This window comes from Franzmannia qiaohouensis, assembly GCF_031451695.1.
Classification (GTDB): Bacteria; Pseudomonadota; Gammaproteobacteria; order Pseudomonadales; family Halomonadaceae; genus Franzmannia; species Franzmannia qiaohouensis.
The window spans coordinates 1-13,390 of sequence record NZ_JARWAM010000021.1 but is presented as its reverse complement, the minus strand read 5'-3'; the positions used below and the strand labels follow the sequence as shown (position 1 = coordinate 13,390).

The window sequence follows — 13,390 nt, the reverse complement described above, 5'->3', positions numbered from 1 at the left end:
CGAGCAGGAGCATCAGCATGGCATCCCTTCGCGACCAGCTCAGCGGGCTGGTCTACTCCACCGAGCATGGCGATATCTGCCCCGAGTGCCGGGCACCGCTGGACGACTGCGCATGCGCAGCGCAGGCCGAGCAAGCACGCCTGGCCGAGCTGGATGGCGTAGTGCGCATCCGCCGCGAGACCAGCGGCCGCAAGGGCAAGGGCGTAACCACCATCAGCGGCGTGCCGCTGGGTGACACCGAGCTCAAGGCGCTGGCCAAATCGCTCAAGAAACGCTGCGGCACCGGCGGCGCCGTCAAGGACGGCATCATCGAGATCCAGGGCGATCATCGTGACACCCTGCGTGATGCACTCACCCGCCAAGGCTATCGCGTCAAGCTGGCCGGCGGCTGACCAGGAGACACCCATGACCGTTGACACCCTTGCCCCTCGCCGCCTGTGGCACATCGCCGCGCTGTGCCTCGCCGTCGCGCTGCTGGCCGCCTGCGCCGGACGCCCCGATTTTGCGACCCTCGACACCCGTGTGGTGCCCGCGGCGCCGCTCGAGGCCGGTGACGATGCCGCCCTGCGCGTGGCCCTCGAATCCCTCGACGCCGATGGCGCCCGCGGTGAGCTGATCGCCGAGACCACCTCGTCACGAGTCAGCGATGCACCGATGGACATCAGCCTGCAGTTCGACGGCCGCGCCCTGGACGCCGAGCGCGACTATGCGCTGATCGCCGAGATTCGCGAGGGGGGCCGCGTCACCCACCGCAATAGTGAGCAGGTCACCTTGACTGGCGCGCAGATCGGCCAGCAGCGCATCGAGATCCCGCTGGCGCCACGCTGAGCGGCCTCAGCCTTCGAGGTGCTCCAGCAGCGCCTCGAGGGTGGCACCGATGGGCGCCTCGAGCTTGAGCTCATAGAGCGCATCGGCGCGGGTATGACCAAGGTTGAGACATGCCAGCGGCTTGCCTTCGGCCGCCGCCTGGCGCGCGAAGCGGTAGCCGGAATAGACCATCAGCGACGAGCCCACCACCAGCAGCGCATCGCTACGCGAGACCGCCGCACGCGCGGCCGTTACGCGTTCCGCCGGCACCTGGTCGCCGAAGAACACTACGTCGGGCTTCCAGATGCCTCGCCCGCAGCGCCCGCAGCTGGGCACCTCAAAGTCGCCGAAGTCGCGCTCCAGGTCGGCATCGCCGTCGGGACCGACGCGCGCCTCGACGGACAGCCAGTCAGGATTGGCGGCGGCCAATTCGGCGTGCAGGTCGTGGCGCATACGCCGCGCATCGCAACCCATGCAGCGTACGATCTCGGCGCGGCCGTGAAGGTCGATAACGCGCCGATTGCCGGCACGCTGATGCAGGCCATCGACGTTCTGGGTAATCAGGGTGTCGAGGCGCCCGCGCCGCTCGAGCAGCGCCAGGCCGCGGTGAGCCGCGCCGGGGCGCGCCTCGCTAAGCGCGCGAAAGCCGACCAGGGCGCGCGCCCAGTAGCGTTGCCGAGCCGCATGGCTGGCCATGAAGACCTGGTGATTCATCGGCGGTGGTCGCTTCCAGGCCCCAACGCGGTCGCGGTAATCGGGGATGCCGCTGTCGGTGCTGACGCCGGCACCGCTGAGCACCACCAGCCGCGGATGGCAGCTGATGAACCGGGCAAGGGCCGCGGCGGCCTGGCTCACCCGGTGTGACTCAGGGGTCACCGCGTCAATCCCGGAGGCGTCGCTATAAGGCATGGTGGTCATGGTTGGCATTGCCCTGACTGGCCGCAGACGGTGATCTTGGAGCCGGAAATGACCACATTGTTCACCCAAGTCTGTCGAGGTTAGCTAGAATGAACGCGCAATCGTCCCCGCCGTATGGCGATCCATCCCACTAGGCAAGGACAGCTGCCGATGGCCTGGCTGGAATATCTACTGCCGCTGATCTTCCTGTTTCCGCTGGGAGCCACCGCGGTGATCGTGCTGGCGCTGCGCAACCTGCACGATGCCCGAGTGCGCTCGCCGTTCGACGCCCACCCGCTACGCGAACCCGGCCAGGCGCTGCGCGACCGTCTCGACCGCGCCTTTGCCAGCCTGTTCCTCAACGGCGCGCTGGGCCCCATCGTAGTACTCGCGCCGCTGGTCTATGGCATGGGCCGCATGCTGTTCGCCACTCAGCAGGACTGGGTGGAGTGGAGCCTCTACGGGCTGCTCAGCACGCTGCTGGTGATGGTATTCTGCTTCCTGCTGATCCGCGACTACCAGCGCATCCGCCGCCTCAAGCTCGGTCTGGCCTGCGAGCTGGTGATCGGCCAGGAGCTCGAGCGCCTGGTGCGCCCCGACGCCCACCCCTATCACATCTTCCATGATATCCCCGCTGACACCTATACCATCGACCATGTGGCGGTCACGCCCCACGGGGTGTTCGTGATCGAGACCCGGGCGCGTACCTGGCCGGTGGACCCCGGCGGTGAGGGGCGCAACCAGGTCTACGTGGAGCGCCAGCGGCTGCGCTTCCCCGGCTGGAGCGAGCGCCGCCCCCTGCTCAAGACCCGCCAGGCCGTGAAGTGGGTGCGCAAGTGGCTGGCCCAGGAGTGCGGCACCGCGGTGCCGGTGATGGGGGTGCTGGCGCTGCCCGGCTGGGAGATCGACGCCAGCCAGGCCGACAACGACCTGCTGGTGGTCGGCGGCGACCGGCTCGCCGAACAGCTCGCCGCGATGCCGCTCGGTCCATTCGACGATGCCACCCACGATCGCGCCATCCGCGCCCTGATGCAGCGCGCCGCACTGGTCGAGCTGCAGCACCTGCAGGAGCCTTCCGTCTAGTCCGAGGCGGGAATCTGCACGCGGCTATGGCAGCGCCCGGGGCGCTGCTCGACCAGGCTCTCGGCATCCGGAAAGTCACTCAACCGATCCACGGCAATGCCGATGCGCACCTCGCTGAGCCGGCGGTTGCCGCGGCCGCGGCACTCCAGGCGTAGCGCGCGGCCGGTGTCGCGACCGAAGGCCGCCTCGAAGGCGCCGATCAGCTCGTTACGCGCGACCTCTCCGCCCTGGTTGAGCACCACGAAGTCGGCAAAGGCGCTGGCATTGACCCGCTTGAGCAGCGTAAGCGAGGCCGCAAAGTAGTCCTCGGCGTCTAGTGCCAGGCAGGCGGCGTGCTTGGCATACTGATAGCGATCCAGGCAGCTGGCGCGCCCCGGCATGCCGTCATCCAGCGCCTCGGCGAGCGGCGCGGGCAGCTGAAAGGGCGGATGCGCCCGGCAGAAGCTGCCGTCGGCACGCGGCTGTTCGATAAAGCACCCCTCGCGCCACCACTGCGGGCGGTCGACGCCGTCGCGGGCAAAGCGCTCGGGCAGCGATGGCCACAGCCCGTGCAGCACGAAGCCCTGCCCTGCCTGGCGCTCGCGGCACTCCTCGGGCGGCCGCGAGTGGGTGTCGCAGAAGCCAGGATGCCAGGTCAAGGCCAGGGTATAGTGGTCGAAGCCCTCGCCTTCGAGGCCCAGCGAATCGGCCGCGGCGAGGCCCGCGCCGAGCAGCGCCAGCAGCATGCCAGCGAGGCAGCGCCGCACCTCAGTCACCCCTGAGCCGCCCGCCCATCTCCTGGGCCAGGTCGACGGCGTAGTGGTCAGTCATGCCGCCAATGAAGTCGAGCATGCGCCGGTAGCTGGCGTATAGCGACCAGGAGGGCCGCGGGGTGTTTTCACCGATCAGCGCCAGCACCCGCTGGTGCTTGAAGCTCGACTCGCCGTGGTAGTGCAGCTCATGAGCGGCGCCGATGAAGGCCTCGAGCAGAATCCCCAGCGTGGTGTAGGCGCCGATCTCCAGCTTGGCCTTGCGCTCGTTCTGGAAGATCCGCTCGCGGGCTAGCTGCTTGGCGGCCTTGACCCCCCAGTCGAGATCCGGGTGGCACAGCTCCAGCAGGTCGTGCTCCAGGGCGCCGCCCAGCAGTTCAGCCTCGTGCTGCACGAACACCGCCCCTACGTCGCTGACCGCACGCTCCATGGCGGCACCGCGCAGCGCGGCGATGCGCCGCCGCTGGGAGACCCCATCGCGCAGCATGGTGTCATACTCCGGCGGCTTGCCGCCGGCGATCTGGGTCAGCACCTCGGCGACCTCGTCATAGCGCAGAATGCCCATCTCCAAGCCGTCCTCGAGATCGAGCAGCGCATAGCAAATATCATCGGCGGCCTCGACCAGCCAGGCCAGCGGGTGGCGACACCAGCGCCCTTCGCCGTTGGGCAGCAGGCCCAGCCGCTCGGCGACCTCGGCCAGCAGGTGCGTCTCGGACTGGTAGCTGCCGAACTTGCCCGCCGCGCCACCGTGCTCCACGGTCCAGGGATACTTGAGCAGGGTACCCAGGGTCGCGCCGGTGAGGCGCATGCCGCCCTTGAACTGGTTGTATTCGATCTGAGTGACGATGCGAAAACCCTGGGCGTTACCCTCATAGGTCAGCAGGTCGGCGCGCTCCGGCGCCGAAAGGCCGACCAGCAGTCCGCTGCCGTCCTGCTCGGCGCGCTTGAACCAGTCGCGGATGGCGTACTCGCCGGCGTGGCCGAACGGCGGATTGCCGATGTCGTGGCCCAGGCAGGCGGCCTGCACGATAACGCCGAGATCGGCCGGGGTGATCCACTGCGGCAGGCGGTGGCTGAGCTGCTCGCCGACGATCATGCCCAGCGAACGGCCCACGCAGCCCACCTCCAGCGAGTGGGTCAGGCGGGTGTGGATATGGTCGTTGTCGGTCAGCGGGTGCACCTGGGTCTTGCGCCCCAGGCGCCGGAACGAACCGGCGAAGACGATCCGGTCGTGATCCTTGTGAAACGGGCTGCGGCCGATCTCGTTACTCGCCGAACGCGGCTTGTCGTTGAGCCGGCTCGGGTCGAGCAGTCGCTCCCAGTGCATCTGCGCCATGGATGAGGCCTCCTTGAGAGGTTCATTCTGGCACTACCGGCCGATGCTTTGCCATCGCCGGCTTGCCGCATAGCCGAATAAGGACTAAATTCAGTCCACTCTATCCATCCGGCAGGGTATCCCGATGAAGTATACCGACAACATCAAGCCGATCAGCTACCTGAAGGCCCATGCGGCCGAGATTTCCCGATCGCTCAACGAGCTGCGCGAGCCCATGGTGATCACCCAGAACGGCGAAGCCCGGATGGTCGTGCAGGACATCAAGAGCTACGAGCAGACCCAGGAAACCCTGGCGCTGTTGAAGATCCTGGCACTCGGCAGCCAGGAGGTGGCGCGGGGCGAAACCCTGGACGCCACCGAGTGCGTTGCTCGACTGCGCCGCAAAGACGTAGCGCAGTGACCTATCGCGTCGAGCTCACGGCGTCGGCCTTCGAGGACCTTCGCGAGCTCTACGACTTCATCGCCGAGGACTCGCCTCAAGCGGCCGCGCAGCTGCTGAACGCCATCGAAGGCCGCCTCGCCTCGCTGGGCGAGTTCCCCGAGCGCGGCAATCATCCCCGCGAGCTGCTGGAGCTGGGTATTCGAGAGTATCGACAAGTCATCGAGCCACCGGTACGGCTCCTCTACCGCCAGCATGAAGAGCGCATCATCGTCTATCTGATCGCCCACCAGCGGCGTGACATGCAACGCCTGCTCGCTCGCCGGCTGCTGAGCTAACCCCCGCCTACTCGCGACTTGACTCAATCCCCGTCGGCGAGCGCCGGCAGTAGCACCTTGACCTTGCGGGTCAGGGTATTGCGCCCCCAGCCCAGCAGCTCGGCGGCTTCGCCCTTGCGACCGCCGGTATGCTTGAGCGCGGTCTCGATCAGTATCCTCTCGAAATCCGGCACCGCCTCCTCGAGCAGATGGGTGTGGCCCGCCGCCAGGGCGCGGTCGGCCCAGTCGCGGAAGGCGGCGCGCCAGTCGCCGGCGGCGGCCTCGCTGCCTTCGGTGGTGCGTAGCTCCGGCGGCAGGTCGTCGATCAATACCTCGCGCCCCGAGGCCATCACCGTCAGCCAGCGGCAGGTGTTCTCCAACTGGCGCACGTTGCCCGGCCACGGCAGTCGGGTCAGGTGCTGTTCGGCGTCCTTGGTCAGCACCTTGGCCTCGGTGGAGAGCTCACGGGCGGCCTCGGCGAGGAAGTGCTGGGCCAGCCGCGGGATGTCCTCGCGGCGCTCGGCGAGCTTGGGCAGGTGCACGCGGATCACGTTGAGGCGGTGGAACAGATCCTCGCGGAAGCGGCCGTCCTCGACCAGCGTCTCGAGATTCTGGTGGGTGGCGGCGATGATGCGCACGTCGGCCTTGACCGACAGATGCCCGCCGACCCGATAGAACTCGCCGTCGGCCAGTACCCGCAGCAGGCGAGTCTGGGTGTCCGGCGGCATGTCGCCGATCTCATCGAGAAACAGAGTGCCGCCGTCGGCCTGCTCGAAGCGCCCGCGACGCTGAGCGGTTGCCCCGGTGAAGGCGCCCTTCTCGTGGCCGAACAGCTCCGACTCCATCAGGTCCTTGGGGATCGCCGCCATGTTCAGCGCGATGAACGGCTTGCCGGCCCGCGGGCTGTGCTGATGCAGCGCCTGGGCGACGCGCTCCTTGCCAGTGCCCGACTCGCCGTTGATCAGTACCGTGATATGCGACTGCGAGAGCCGGCCGATGGCACGGAACACCTCCTGCATCGCCGGCGCCTCGCCGATGATCTCCGCCGACAGTCCCTCCGGGGCCACCGCCGGGCTCTGCCGCTCGCGGGCGTGGGCCACCGCCCGGCGCACCAGCGCCAGGGCTTCGTCGACGTCGAACGGCTTGGGCAGGTATTCGAAGGCGCCGCCCTGGTAGGAGGCGACGGCGCTGTCGAGATCGGAGTGGGCGGTCATCACGATCACCGGCATGTCGGGGTGCGCTTCGCGGACCTTGGCCATCAGGTCGAGACCATCGAGGCCGGGCATGCGGATATCGGTCACCAGCACGTCGGGGGGACGTTTCAGCAGGCCGTCCAGCGCGCTGTCGGCGCGCTCGAAACTCTCCACCTCGAGGTCGGGCTGGGCCAGCGCGCGCTCGAGCACCCAGCGAATGGCGCGGTCATCGTCGACGATCACGATACGGGCAGGATCTGTCATGCAAGCCTCCAGAAAACATCACGACAGCGGTCAGCCGTGGCACGAGTAAAAGCGTCGGGAGCGCGGCTCATGGCGGCGCCTCCAGTGGCGTTAATAGCCGGAATTCGGTGCGCCCGGGCTGCGAGTCGCACTCGATCAGGCCCTGATGCTGATGCAGGATCGATTGGGCAATCGAGAGCCCCAGGCCGCTGCCCTCGGCGCGACCCGATACCATCGGGTAGAACAGCGTCTCGCGCAGGGTCTCGGGGATGCCCGGGCCGTTGTCGATGATCCCCACCTCGCAGACCAGCCGATGGCGTTCGGCGCCGAGCGTAAACTGGCGCCGCGCACGGGTGCGGAGAATCAGCCGCGGAGCGGCGACTTCACTCTCGGTCATCGCCTCCACCGCGTTGCGCGCCACGTTGAGCACCGCCTGGATCATGCGCGCTTCGTCGCCATGAAGATCCGGCAGGCTGGGGTCGTAGTCGCGCTCGATGGTCACCGCCGGCTGCTCGGCGAGCAGCAGCGAACGCACTCGCTCCAGCACCCGGTGAATATTCAGCGGCTGATGGTGGGTGACCTGGTTGGGGCCGAGCATGCGGTCGACCAGGTCGCGCAGGCGGTCGGCCTCCTCGACGATGATGCGAGTGAATTCCGCCAGCTGCGGATCGGGCAGGTCGCGCTCGAGCAACTGGGCGGCGCCACGAATGCCGCCCAGGGGATTCTTGACCTCGTGGGCCAGCCCGCGGGTCAGGGTCTTGATGGTCTCCTGACGGGCGATCAGCGCCTCCTCGCGGGAGATCCGCAGCAGCCGGTCGCGGGGCTCGATCTCGAGCAGCAGCTCGTCGTCGGAAAGCGGGGTGACGGTGAAGTCGACGGTAACGCTCTCGCCGCCGGCCAGGGTCAACACCGCCTCGCGCTGGGTGAAGGGGTGAAACTCGCTGCGGGCCTTGCCCAGCACGCTGGCCACCGCACCGTCGACGCCTTCCAGGCTCTCCAGGCGGGTGCCTCGTACGCGACCTACGCTTACCGCGAGCAGCGCTTCAGCGGCCGGATTCATCCACCGCAGGCGCAGGGTGCCGTCGAGCAGCAGCACCGCCGTGGTGAGGTGTTCCAGCAGACGTTGATACATGGGGCATTCCGCCGTCCTTGAGTTCACTATTGCTGTGCAAGAAGCGCGCCAGCCTGGCAAGCGCCTAGCGTCGGCGTTCCAGGAGGGTGCAAGATGCGCTGACGCACCATATTAGTGCAAGGCTGAGAATGTAGCGATCAGCGCGGTGCATCGCCACCCTCAGTCGTCGGCTCCGCGCCGCGACGGCGGGGACTGACGATCACGAGCGGCGCTGCTGGAACCGGCTCGATAGTCGAGCGCACTGTTGTCGCGCACCCGCTCGGCATGCTCGAAGGCATCCATGCTGCTCGTCTGCGGCGCACTCGAGGGGCAGGGTCTGAGGCTACCGTCCGGGCACAACGACCGAGGCGCCCGGCGCGGGGGCAGCTAATTGGGGTTATTGGGATTCTGCGGCAGGTTGACGCTGGCGCGCTGCACGTAAAGCGTTACCGGCGCACTGCGATGGCGCACCTCGCCGCTGGCATCGAGCAGTTCGGCCTGCAGTACACGCTCGCCGCGCTCCAGGTTGCCGAGCATAAACACATCGCTGTGCATCGCCGACTGGCTGACCGCGCCATCCACCAGTAGCCGCACGCGATGATCCTCGCGCAGGGCCGGTTCGATGCCCAGCTCGACCTGCAGATTGCCGGCCTCACCGGTCTGTAGCGTCTCCTCGTTGCGCGGCGCGGCGATGCGAAAGGTCGAGTAGGGCATGAAGGGTGACGATACTGCCTGCGACGGCGATGACGGCGAGGCACTGGCCTCGGGCCGCGACTGGGGAGCCGGCGCTCGCTGGCCCGAGGGCACCACGGTCAGCGGATTGAGCTCGACCTCCTCACCGCCGCGCTCGGGGTTGTCGGTGAACACCACGTTGCCCTGGGCATCGGTGGTGCGATAGATCGACGTGGCTTGGGCACCGCTGGCGGCGCCCAGCAGGGCGACCAGCAGCACGCAGCAAGCGGCATTGATTGGCGAGACGCGCATACACCTTGCTCCAACGGGTGGCGACCCGGCCGGGTCCGATAGGTGATTGGGTAGGGCGTTAGATAGTCTAGTGCAAAAAGGGGTTCCGCCGTGGCGGAACCCCTTCGCTTGCTGCACGCTGCTATCATGCGCCGCCGCAGCGGCGCGTGATCAGCAGCTGTAGTACATGTCGAACTCGACCGGATGCGTGGTCATGCGCAGGCGCTCCACGTCCTCTTCCTTGAGCTCGATGTAGGCATCGATCATGTCGTCGGTGAACACGCCACCCTCGGTGAGGAAGGCACGATCCTTGTCCAGCGCCTCGAGGGCCTGGTCGAGGCTCTCGGCGACGGTGGGGATCGACTTGCCCTCTTCCGGGGGCAGGTCATAGAGGTTCTTGTCCATGGCGTCGCCAGGATGGATCTTGTTCTTGATGCCATCGATGCCGGCCATCAGCATGGCGGCGAAGCACAGGTACGGGTTGGCCGTCGGATCCGGGAAACGCGCCTCGACACGCTTGCCCTTGGGGCTGGCGGTGTACGGGATACGGATCGACGCCGAACGGTTGCGGGCGCTGTAGGCCAGCATGACCGGCGCTTCGAAGCCCGGCACCAGACGCTTGTAGGAGTTGGTGGACGCGTTGGTGAAGGCGTTCAGGGCACGCGCATGCTTGATGATGCCGCCGATGTAGTAGAGCGCCATCTCGGACAGACCTGCGTACTCATCACCGGCGAACTGGTTCTGGCCGTCCTTCCAGAACGACTGGTGAACGTGCATGCCAGAGCCGTTATCGCCGACCAGCGGCTTGGGCATGAAGGTGGCGGTCTTGCCGTAGGCGTGGGCCACGTTGTGGATCACATACTTCATTTCCTGAACTTCGTCGGCCTTCTTCACCAGGGTGTTGAACTTGACGCCGATCTCGTTCTGGCCGGCGTTGGCCACCTCGTGGTGATGCACTTCGACGCTCTGGCCGATGGCTTCCAGGGTGTTACACATGGCGCTGCGGATGTCGTGGAAGCTATCCACCGGCGGCACCGGGAAGTAGCCGCCCTTGACCCGCGGACGGTGGGCCAGGTTACCACCCTCAACGCTGCGATCCGTGGACCAGGCGCCCTCTTCCGAGGTGATCTTGTACATTGCGCCTTCGATATCGGCCTTCCAGTGCACCTCATCGAAGATGAAGAATTCCGGCTCCGGCCCGAAGAAGGCGGTGTCGCCAAGGCCAGTGGACTGCAGGTAGGCCTCGGCACGCTTGGCGATGGAGCGCGGGTCGCGCTCGTAGCCCTGCATGGTGGCAGGCTCGATGATGTCGCAACGCAGCACCAGGGTGGCGTCTTCGGTGAACGGGTCGAGGAAGGCCGAACCGTCTTCCGGACGCAGGATCATGTCCGACTCGTTGATGCCCTTCCAACCGGAGATGGACGAACCGTCAAACATCTGGCCGTTCTCGAAGAACTCGTCATCGACGTCGCGCGCCGGAATGGTGACGTGCTGCTCTTTACCCTTGGTATCGGTGAAGCGCAGATCGACCCACTTGATGTCGTGCTCTTCGATCAGGGCGAGGGTCTTCTCAGACATAGTGTCCTCCACAGTGAGCGTTGCTCGGATATTGGCGTTGCGTGTCCAGCGTCGTTTGTAGCACGGCGAAGGCTGCTTGCCCACGACGGCCAGCTTGGACGACGACTCGGTTGATGCTTCTGCACTGTGCAATGCAGGCAGCGTGCCAAAATGGCGCAAAACACCGCATCAAACAGTCAAGCACATGTTTTGTAATTATTTTTTCCATGCAGCCATTTTGCACCATGATTTTGCATCGCGCCGGCCGGCGGCCTGACGGGACACTGAGAGAACCATATTGGTGCAAAAAAAAAGTCGACGTACCAACGTGGTGCAAAAAGGCCGTCATATGCAACGCCATGGTGCCGATGCAGCGACATCAGTCGCGGCTCGGCGTCCGCCGCTAGAAAAATCAACCGACAAAATGATTGATACCTTTTGAAACCAAAGGCTACTATCGCTTACACAAGACATGCTTGCGTCTCGCGCCGGCATGACGCGACCGATCCGCCGCTCGCCGCCGCACTCTCGGCCGGGGCAATGCGCTAAGGGCACGATGTGATGGACGCCTACTGCATCATTATCGATTCTCGGCTGATGGCCGCGCGTCTGCCGCGCTGCCTGGCCACACTGAACCATGCGGTGGCGCGCTATCCCGACAAGGTCGATATCCGCGTGGTCAGCGATGATGACAATGACTCCCTGGCGACCCTGACACGACGCATCGGCGCGCATTTCGAGCCGGTACCGCTGCGCTCGATCGGCGCCCGCGGCAATGAAGCGGTACGCCGCACGCCGGTCAACACATTGATCTTCCCCACTCCACGCATGCACCTGATCGCCGACTGGCTGGACAAGGCCGATCAACTGCTGACCCATCACCAGTGGGATGCGGTACTTCTTACCCCGCGTCGGCGCCCCCTGCAGCAGGGGCTCAGGCGACTCTGGCAGCGCGAGCCGGAGGCCGGCACGCTGTGCGTTCGCCGCGACTGGTTCGAGCGCATCGGCGGCTTCGACCCCAGCCTCGACGAGAGTGCCCACGGCGACCTGCTGGCACGTCTGCGCGCCTGTCAGGCACGGGTACTCGAGTTCCCGCTGTAGCCGACCAATGCGCGCAACACGCCCAAGCGCATTACACTGACAACTAGAAGACACGACCCGTGCAGGAGGTTCGCCATGACCCATTGGAACCTCGCCCTGGACATGGCCCAGCGGCTACGTGGGCATTGGCGGCGCAGCCTGCGCGTACCGCTACAGGGACGCCGTGCGATCCTCGTGCTGCACCGGGTACTGCCCGATGAAGCCGCCGCCCGGCTACCACATCGCGCGCCCTACTGCCTCGGCCCGGAGAGCTTCAAGCATCTGCTGATGTCGCTGGTCGAGGTATCGCGCATCGTCTGCCTCGACACCGCCCTGAAGCCCCACCACGACCCGCGCGCCTGCATCGCCCTGACCTTCGACGACGGCTGGCGCGACAACGCCGAGGTCGCCGCGCCGCTGCTCGAGCACTACGCCCTGCCGGCCAGCATCTTCGTTACCACCGGCCTGCTCGGCCGTCCGCGCGGCGTATGGTGGGAAGTGATTGGCGAGGGGCTGTGGCAAGGCCGTGCGACCCAGCGCATCCACGACGCCCTCTGCGACGCCGGGCTGCCGGCGCCGCCGCTGCCGCCGGCCCATCCCGATCACGCCTATAGCGAAGCCCTGCTGGACTATCTGACACAGCTGAGACAGTGCGACCCGCTGACGGTCAACGCCACGGCCGAAGCGCTCTACCCCGACCTCGACCAGCCGCCCCACGGTCTCGACCCCTTCAGCGTCAAGCGCCTGGAGCACGGCGGGCTATTTCGCTTCGGCGCCCACGGCGTGCTGTCGGAGTCGCTGGAGCCGCTCAGCGATGCCCGGGTCTGCTGGCATATCCGCCGCTCCCGCGACGACTTGGCCAAGCTCTGCCAGGCGCCATTGGAGGCCTTCGCCTATCCCGACGAGCAGCCTTCTGCGCGGCTGCGGCGCCTGGCCAGCCGCTGCGGCGTGCGCCAGGCGCTGGCCGGGCGTGGCGGCTGGCTGGCGCCGCAGCTCGACCCCCTGGCGATACCCCGCATCCCCATCAGCCAGCCGGTGGCCCAAAGCCCCGGGCGGCTCTACGACTGGCTGCTGAGCAGCTAACGTTGAAGATTCGTCGGCCATGGCATTTGTTTCTCAACGATAGGCTGGTTAGTTTTCGCGTTCGACCTTACAAGAACAGCAATTACGCGCGCTAACACGGCCTGCACCAATAGAAGTTGCTGTTTCACTGTCAATTAAATAACCATAGTGACGGTAGCATGGCACGTATGGATTTCTGGTCAGGGGCAGCGGTAAGCGCACTGGCCCTGACGCTCATCATCTGGGTGATTCCCACCTACGGCGGCAGCGGCGCGGCATTTGGCCTGCCGCCACAGCTACTCGCCAGCCTCGGTGCCTGGCTGATGCTGATCTGCGCCGCTGCGCTCAGCGTGGCCAGCGCCGTCAAGCTGTGGCGCGCCGGCGAGTCGCCGATTCACCTACCCAGCGCCAGCCATCTCTGGCACATGCTGTGGCCGTTCCTCTATGTGCTGGTCTTTATCTTCCTCGTCGACCGCTTCCCGCTTACGTGGATCGCACCGTTGTTGATCGGGGCACTGCTGATGATTCTCGGCGAGCGCCGCTGGTACCTGGTGCTGCCGGTGGCCATAGTCCCGGCGCTGGGACTGTACGTCCTGACCGCCCACCTGATGCG

16 protein-coding genes are annotated in these 13,390 nt (G+C 66.5%); 8 read left to right on the top strand and 8 right to left on the bottom strand.

The features are described from left to right. Positions 1-17: 17 nt before the first annotated feature. Together QC821_RS19950 and QC821_RS19945 are read left to right on the top strand one after the other, a co-directional pair. The gene (locus tag QC821_RS19950) at positions 18-392 is read left to right on the top strand and encodes a translation initiation factor Sui1 (RefSeq protein WP_095620297.1); all 375 of its coding nucleotides are present in this window, start codon (positions 18-20) and stop codon (positions 390-392) included. 13 nt (positions 393-405) lie between these two features. Beyond that, positions 406-828 (top strand): YbaY family lipoprotein, encoded by a 423-nt coding sequence (locus tag QC821_RS19945; protein WP_309724999.1) that lies wholly within the window; start codon positions 406-408, stop codon positions 826-828. 6 nt (positions 829-834) lie between these two features. Here QC821_RS19945 and QC821_RS19940 read toward each other — a convergent pair whose 3' ends face one another. Next, a complete protein-coding gene (locus QC821_RS19940) occupies positions 835-1,716 on the bottom strand; it encodes an NAD-dependent protein deacetylase (protein WP_309725044.1) in 882 nt (293 codons plus the stop codon). 159 nt (positions 1,717-1,875) lie between these two features. Between QC821_RS19940 and QC821_RS19935 the strand changes: the two genes are divergently transcribed. Continuing rightward, positions 1,876-2,787, top strand: coding sequence for a nuclease-related domain-containing protein (locus QC821_RS19935; protein ID WP_309724997.1), 912 nt, complete (start codon positions 1,876-1,878; stop codon positions 2,785-2,787). On the opposite strand, the gene QC821_RS19930 is transcribed toward QC821_RS19935, so the two are convergent. Together QC821_RS19930 and QC821_RS19925 are read right to left on the bottom strand one after the other, a co-directional pair. After that, complete coding sequence (locus QC821_RS19930) at positions 2,784-3,533, bottom strand: ribonuclease T2 family protein (RefSeq protein WP_309724996.1); 750 nt, start codon at positions 3,531-3,533, stop codon at positions 2,784-2,786. The two genes, QC821_RS19935 and QC821_RS19930, sit on opposite strands and share 4 nt — an antisense overlap. Before the next feature lies 1 nt (position 3,534). Beyond that, positions 3,535-4,872 carry a deoxyguanosinetriphosphate triphosphohydrolase gene (locus tag QC821_RS19925; RefSeq protein ID WP_309724994.1) on the bottom strand — a complete coding sequence of 446 codons (1,338 nt, stop codon included), beginning with the start codon at positions 4,870-4,872 and terminating at the stop codon, positions 3,535-3,537. A 124-nt stretch (positions 4,873-4,996) separates the two neighbouring features. On the opposite strand from QC821_RS19925, the gene QC821_RS19920 reads away from it, so the two are divergent. Continuing rightward, complete coding sequence (locus tag QC821_RS19920) at positions 4,997-5,272, top strand: type II toxin-antitoxin system Phd/YefM family antitoxin (protein ID WP_309724992.1); 276 nt, start codon at positions 4,997-4,999, stop codon at positions 5,270-5,272. Next, the gene (locus QC821_RS19915; RefSeq protein ID WP_309724991.1) at positions 5,269-5,589 is read left to right on the top strand and encodes a type II toxin-antitoxin system RelE/ParE family toxin; all 321 of its coding nucleotides are present in this window, start codon (positions 5,269-5,271) and stop codon (positions 5,587-5,589) included. The genes QC821_RS19920 and QC821_RS19915 overlap by 4 nt, the downstream gene beginning before the upstream one ends. Before the next feature lie 23 nt (positions 5,590-5,612). Here QC821_RS19915 and glnG read toward each other — a convergent pair whose 3' ends face one another. The 5 genes from glnG to glnA all read right to left on the bottom strand — a co-directional run bounded on the left by glnG (position 5,613) and on the right by glnA (position 10,656). Continuing rightward, entirely contained in the window at positions 5,613-7,025 is a 1,413-nt protein-coding gene (glnG, locus tag QC821_RS19910) for a nitrogen regulation protein NR(I) (RefSeq protein ID WP_309724990.1), read from the bottom strand. Positions 7,026-7,092: 67 nt separating this feature from the next. After that, entirely contained in the window at positions 7,093-8,136 is a 1,044-nt protein-coding gene (gene glnL / locus QC821_RS19905; protein ID WP_309724988.1) for a nitrogen regulation protein NR(II), read from the bottom strand. Between the two features lie 159 nt (positions 8,137-8,295). Further along, complete coding sequence (locus tag QC821_RS19900; protein ID WP_309724986.1) at positions 8,296-8,418, bottom strand: hypothetical protein; 123 nt, start codon at positions 8,416-8,418, stop codon at positions 8,296-8,298. Between the two features lie 84 nt (positions 8,419-8,502). Continuing rightward, on the bottom strand, positions 8,503-9,099 hold the full coding sequence (locus tag QC821_RS19895; protein WP_309724984.1) for a DUF4124 domain-containing protein: 597 nt from the start codon (positions 9,097-9,099) through the stop codon (positions 8,503-8,505). A gap of 150 nt (positions 9,100-9,249) precedes the next feature. Further along, on the bottom strand, positions 9,250-10,656 hold the full coding sequence (gene glnA / locus QC821_RS19890; protein WP_309724982.1) for a glutamate--ammonia ligase: 1,407 nt from the start codon (positions 10,654-10,656) through the stop codon (positions 9,250-9,252). 540 nt (positions 10,657-11,196) lie between these two features. On the opposite strand from glnA, the gene QC821_RS19885 reads away from it, so the two are divergent. The 3 genes from QC821_RS19885 to QC821_RS19875 all read left to right on the top strand — a co-directional run. Next, positions 11,197-11,736, top strand: coding sequence for a glycosyltransferase family protein (locus tag QC821_RS19885; RefSeq protein WP_309724980.1), 540 nt, complete (start codon positions 11,197-11,199; stop codon positions 11,734-11,736). A gap of 75 nt (positions 11,737-11,811) precedes the next feature. Then, positions 11,812-12,798, top strand: coding sequence for a polysaccharide deacetylase family protein (locus QC821_RS19880; RefSeq protein ID WP_309724978.1), 987 nt, complete (start codon positions 11,812-11,814; stop codon positions 12,796-12,798). 158 nt (positions 12,799-12,956) lie between these two features. Then, on the top strand, positions 12,957-13,390 hold a 434-nt coding region (locus tag QC821_RS19875; RefSeq protein ID WP_309724976.1), incomplete at its 3' end, for a hypothetical protein.

Bases quoted from the DNA above. Each gene is read 5' to 3' on its own strand.
- glnL (WP_309724988.1), bottom strand. From the start codon at position 8,136: ATGTATCAACGTCTGCTGGAACACCTCACCACGGCGGTGCTGCTGCTC.
- QC821_RS19935 (WP_309724997.1), top strand. From the start codon at position 1,876: ATGGCCTGGCTGGAATATCTACTGCCGCTGATCTTCCTGTTTCCGCTG.
- QC821_RS19880 (WP_309724978.1), top strand. From the start codon at position 11,812: ATGACCCATTGGAACCTCGCCCTGGACATGGCCCAGCGGCTACGTGGG.
- QC821_RS19945 (WP_309724999.1), top strand. From the start codon at position 406: ATGACCGTTGACACCCTTGCCCCTCGCCGCCTGTGGCACATCGCCGCG.
- glnA (WP_309724982.1), bottom strand. From the start codon at position 10,656: ATGTCTGAGAAGACCCTCGCCCTGATCGAAGAGCACGACATCAAGTGG.
- QC821_RS19885 (WP_309724980.1), top strand. From the start codon at position 11,197: ATGGACGCCTACTGCATCATTATCGATTCTCGGCTGATGGCCGCGCGT.
- QC821_RS19940 (WP_309725044.1), bottom strand. From the start codon at position 1,716: ATGCCTTATAGCGACGCCTCCGGGATTGACGCGGTGACCCCTGAGTCA.
- QC821_RS19950 (WP_095620297.1), top strand. From the start codon at position 18: ATGGCATCCCTTCGCGACCAGCTCAGCGGGCTGGTCTACTCCACCGAG.
- glnG (WP_309724990.1), bottom strand. From the start codon at position 7,025: ATGACAGATCCTGCCCGTATCGTGATCGTCGACGATGACCGCGCCATT.
- QC821_RS19920 (WP_309724992.1), top strand. From the start codon at position 4,997: ATGAAGTATACCGACAACATCAAGCCGATCAGCTACCTGAAGGCCCAT.
- QC821_RS19895 (WP_309724984.1), bottom strand. From the start codon at position 9,099: ATGCGCGTCTCGCCAATCAATGCCGCTTGCTGCGTGCTGCTGGTCGCC.
- QC821_RS19925 (WP_309724994.1), bottom strand. From the start codon at position 4,872: ATGGCGCAGATGCACTGGGAGCGACTGCTCGACCCGAGCCGGCTCAAC.
- QC821_RS19900 (WP_309724986.1), bottom strand. From the start codon at position 8,418: ATGGATGCCTTCGAGCATGCCGAGCGGGTGCGCGACAACAGTGCGCTC.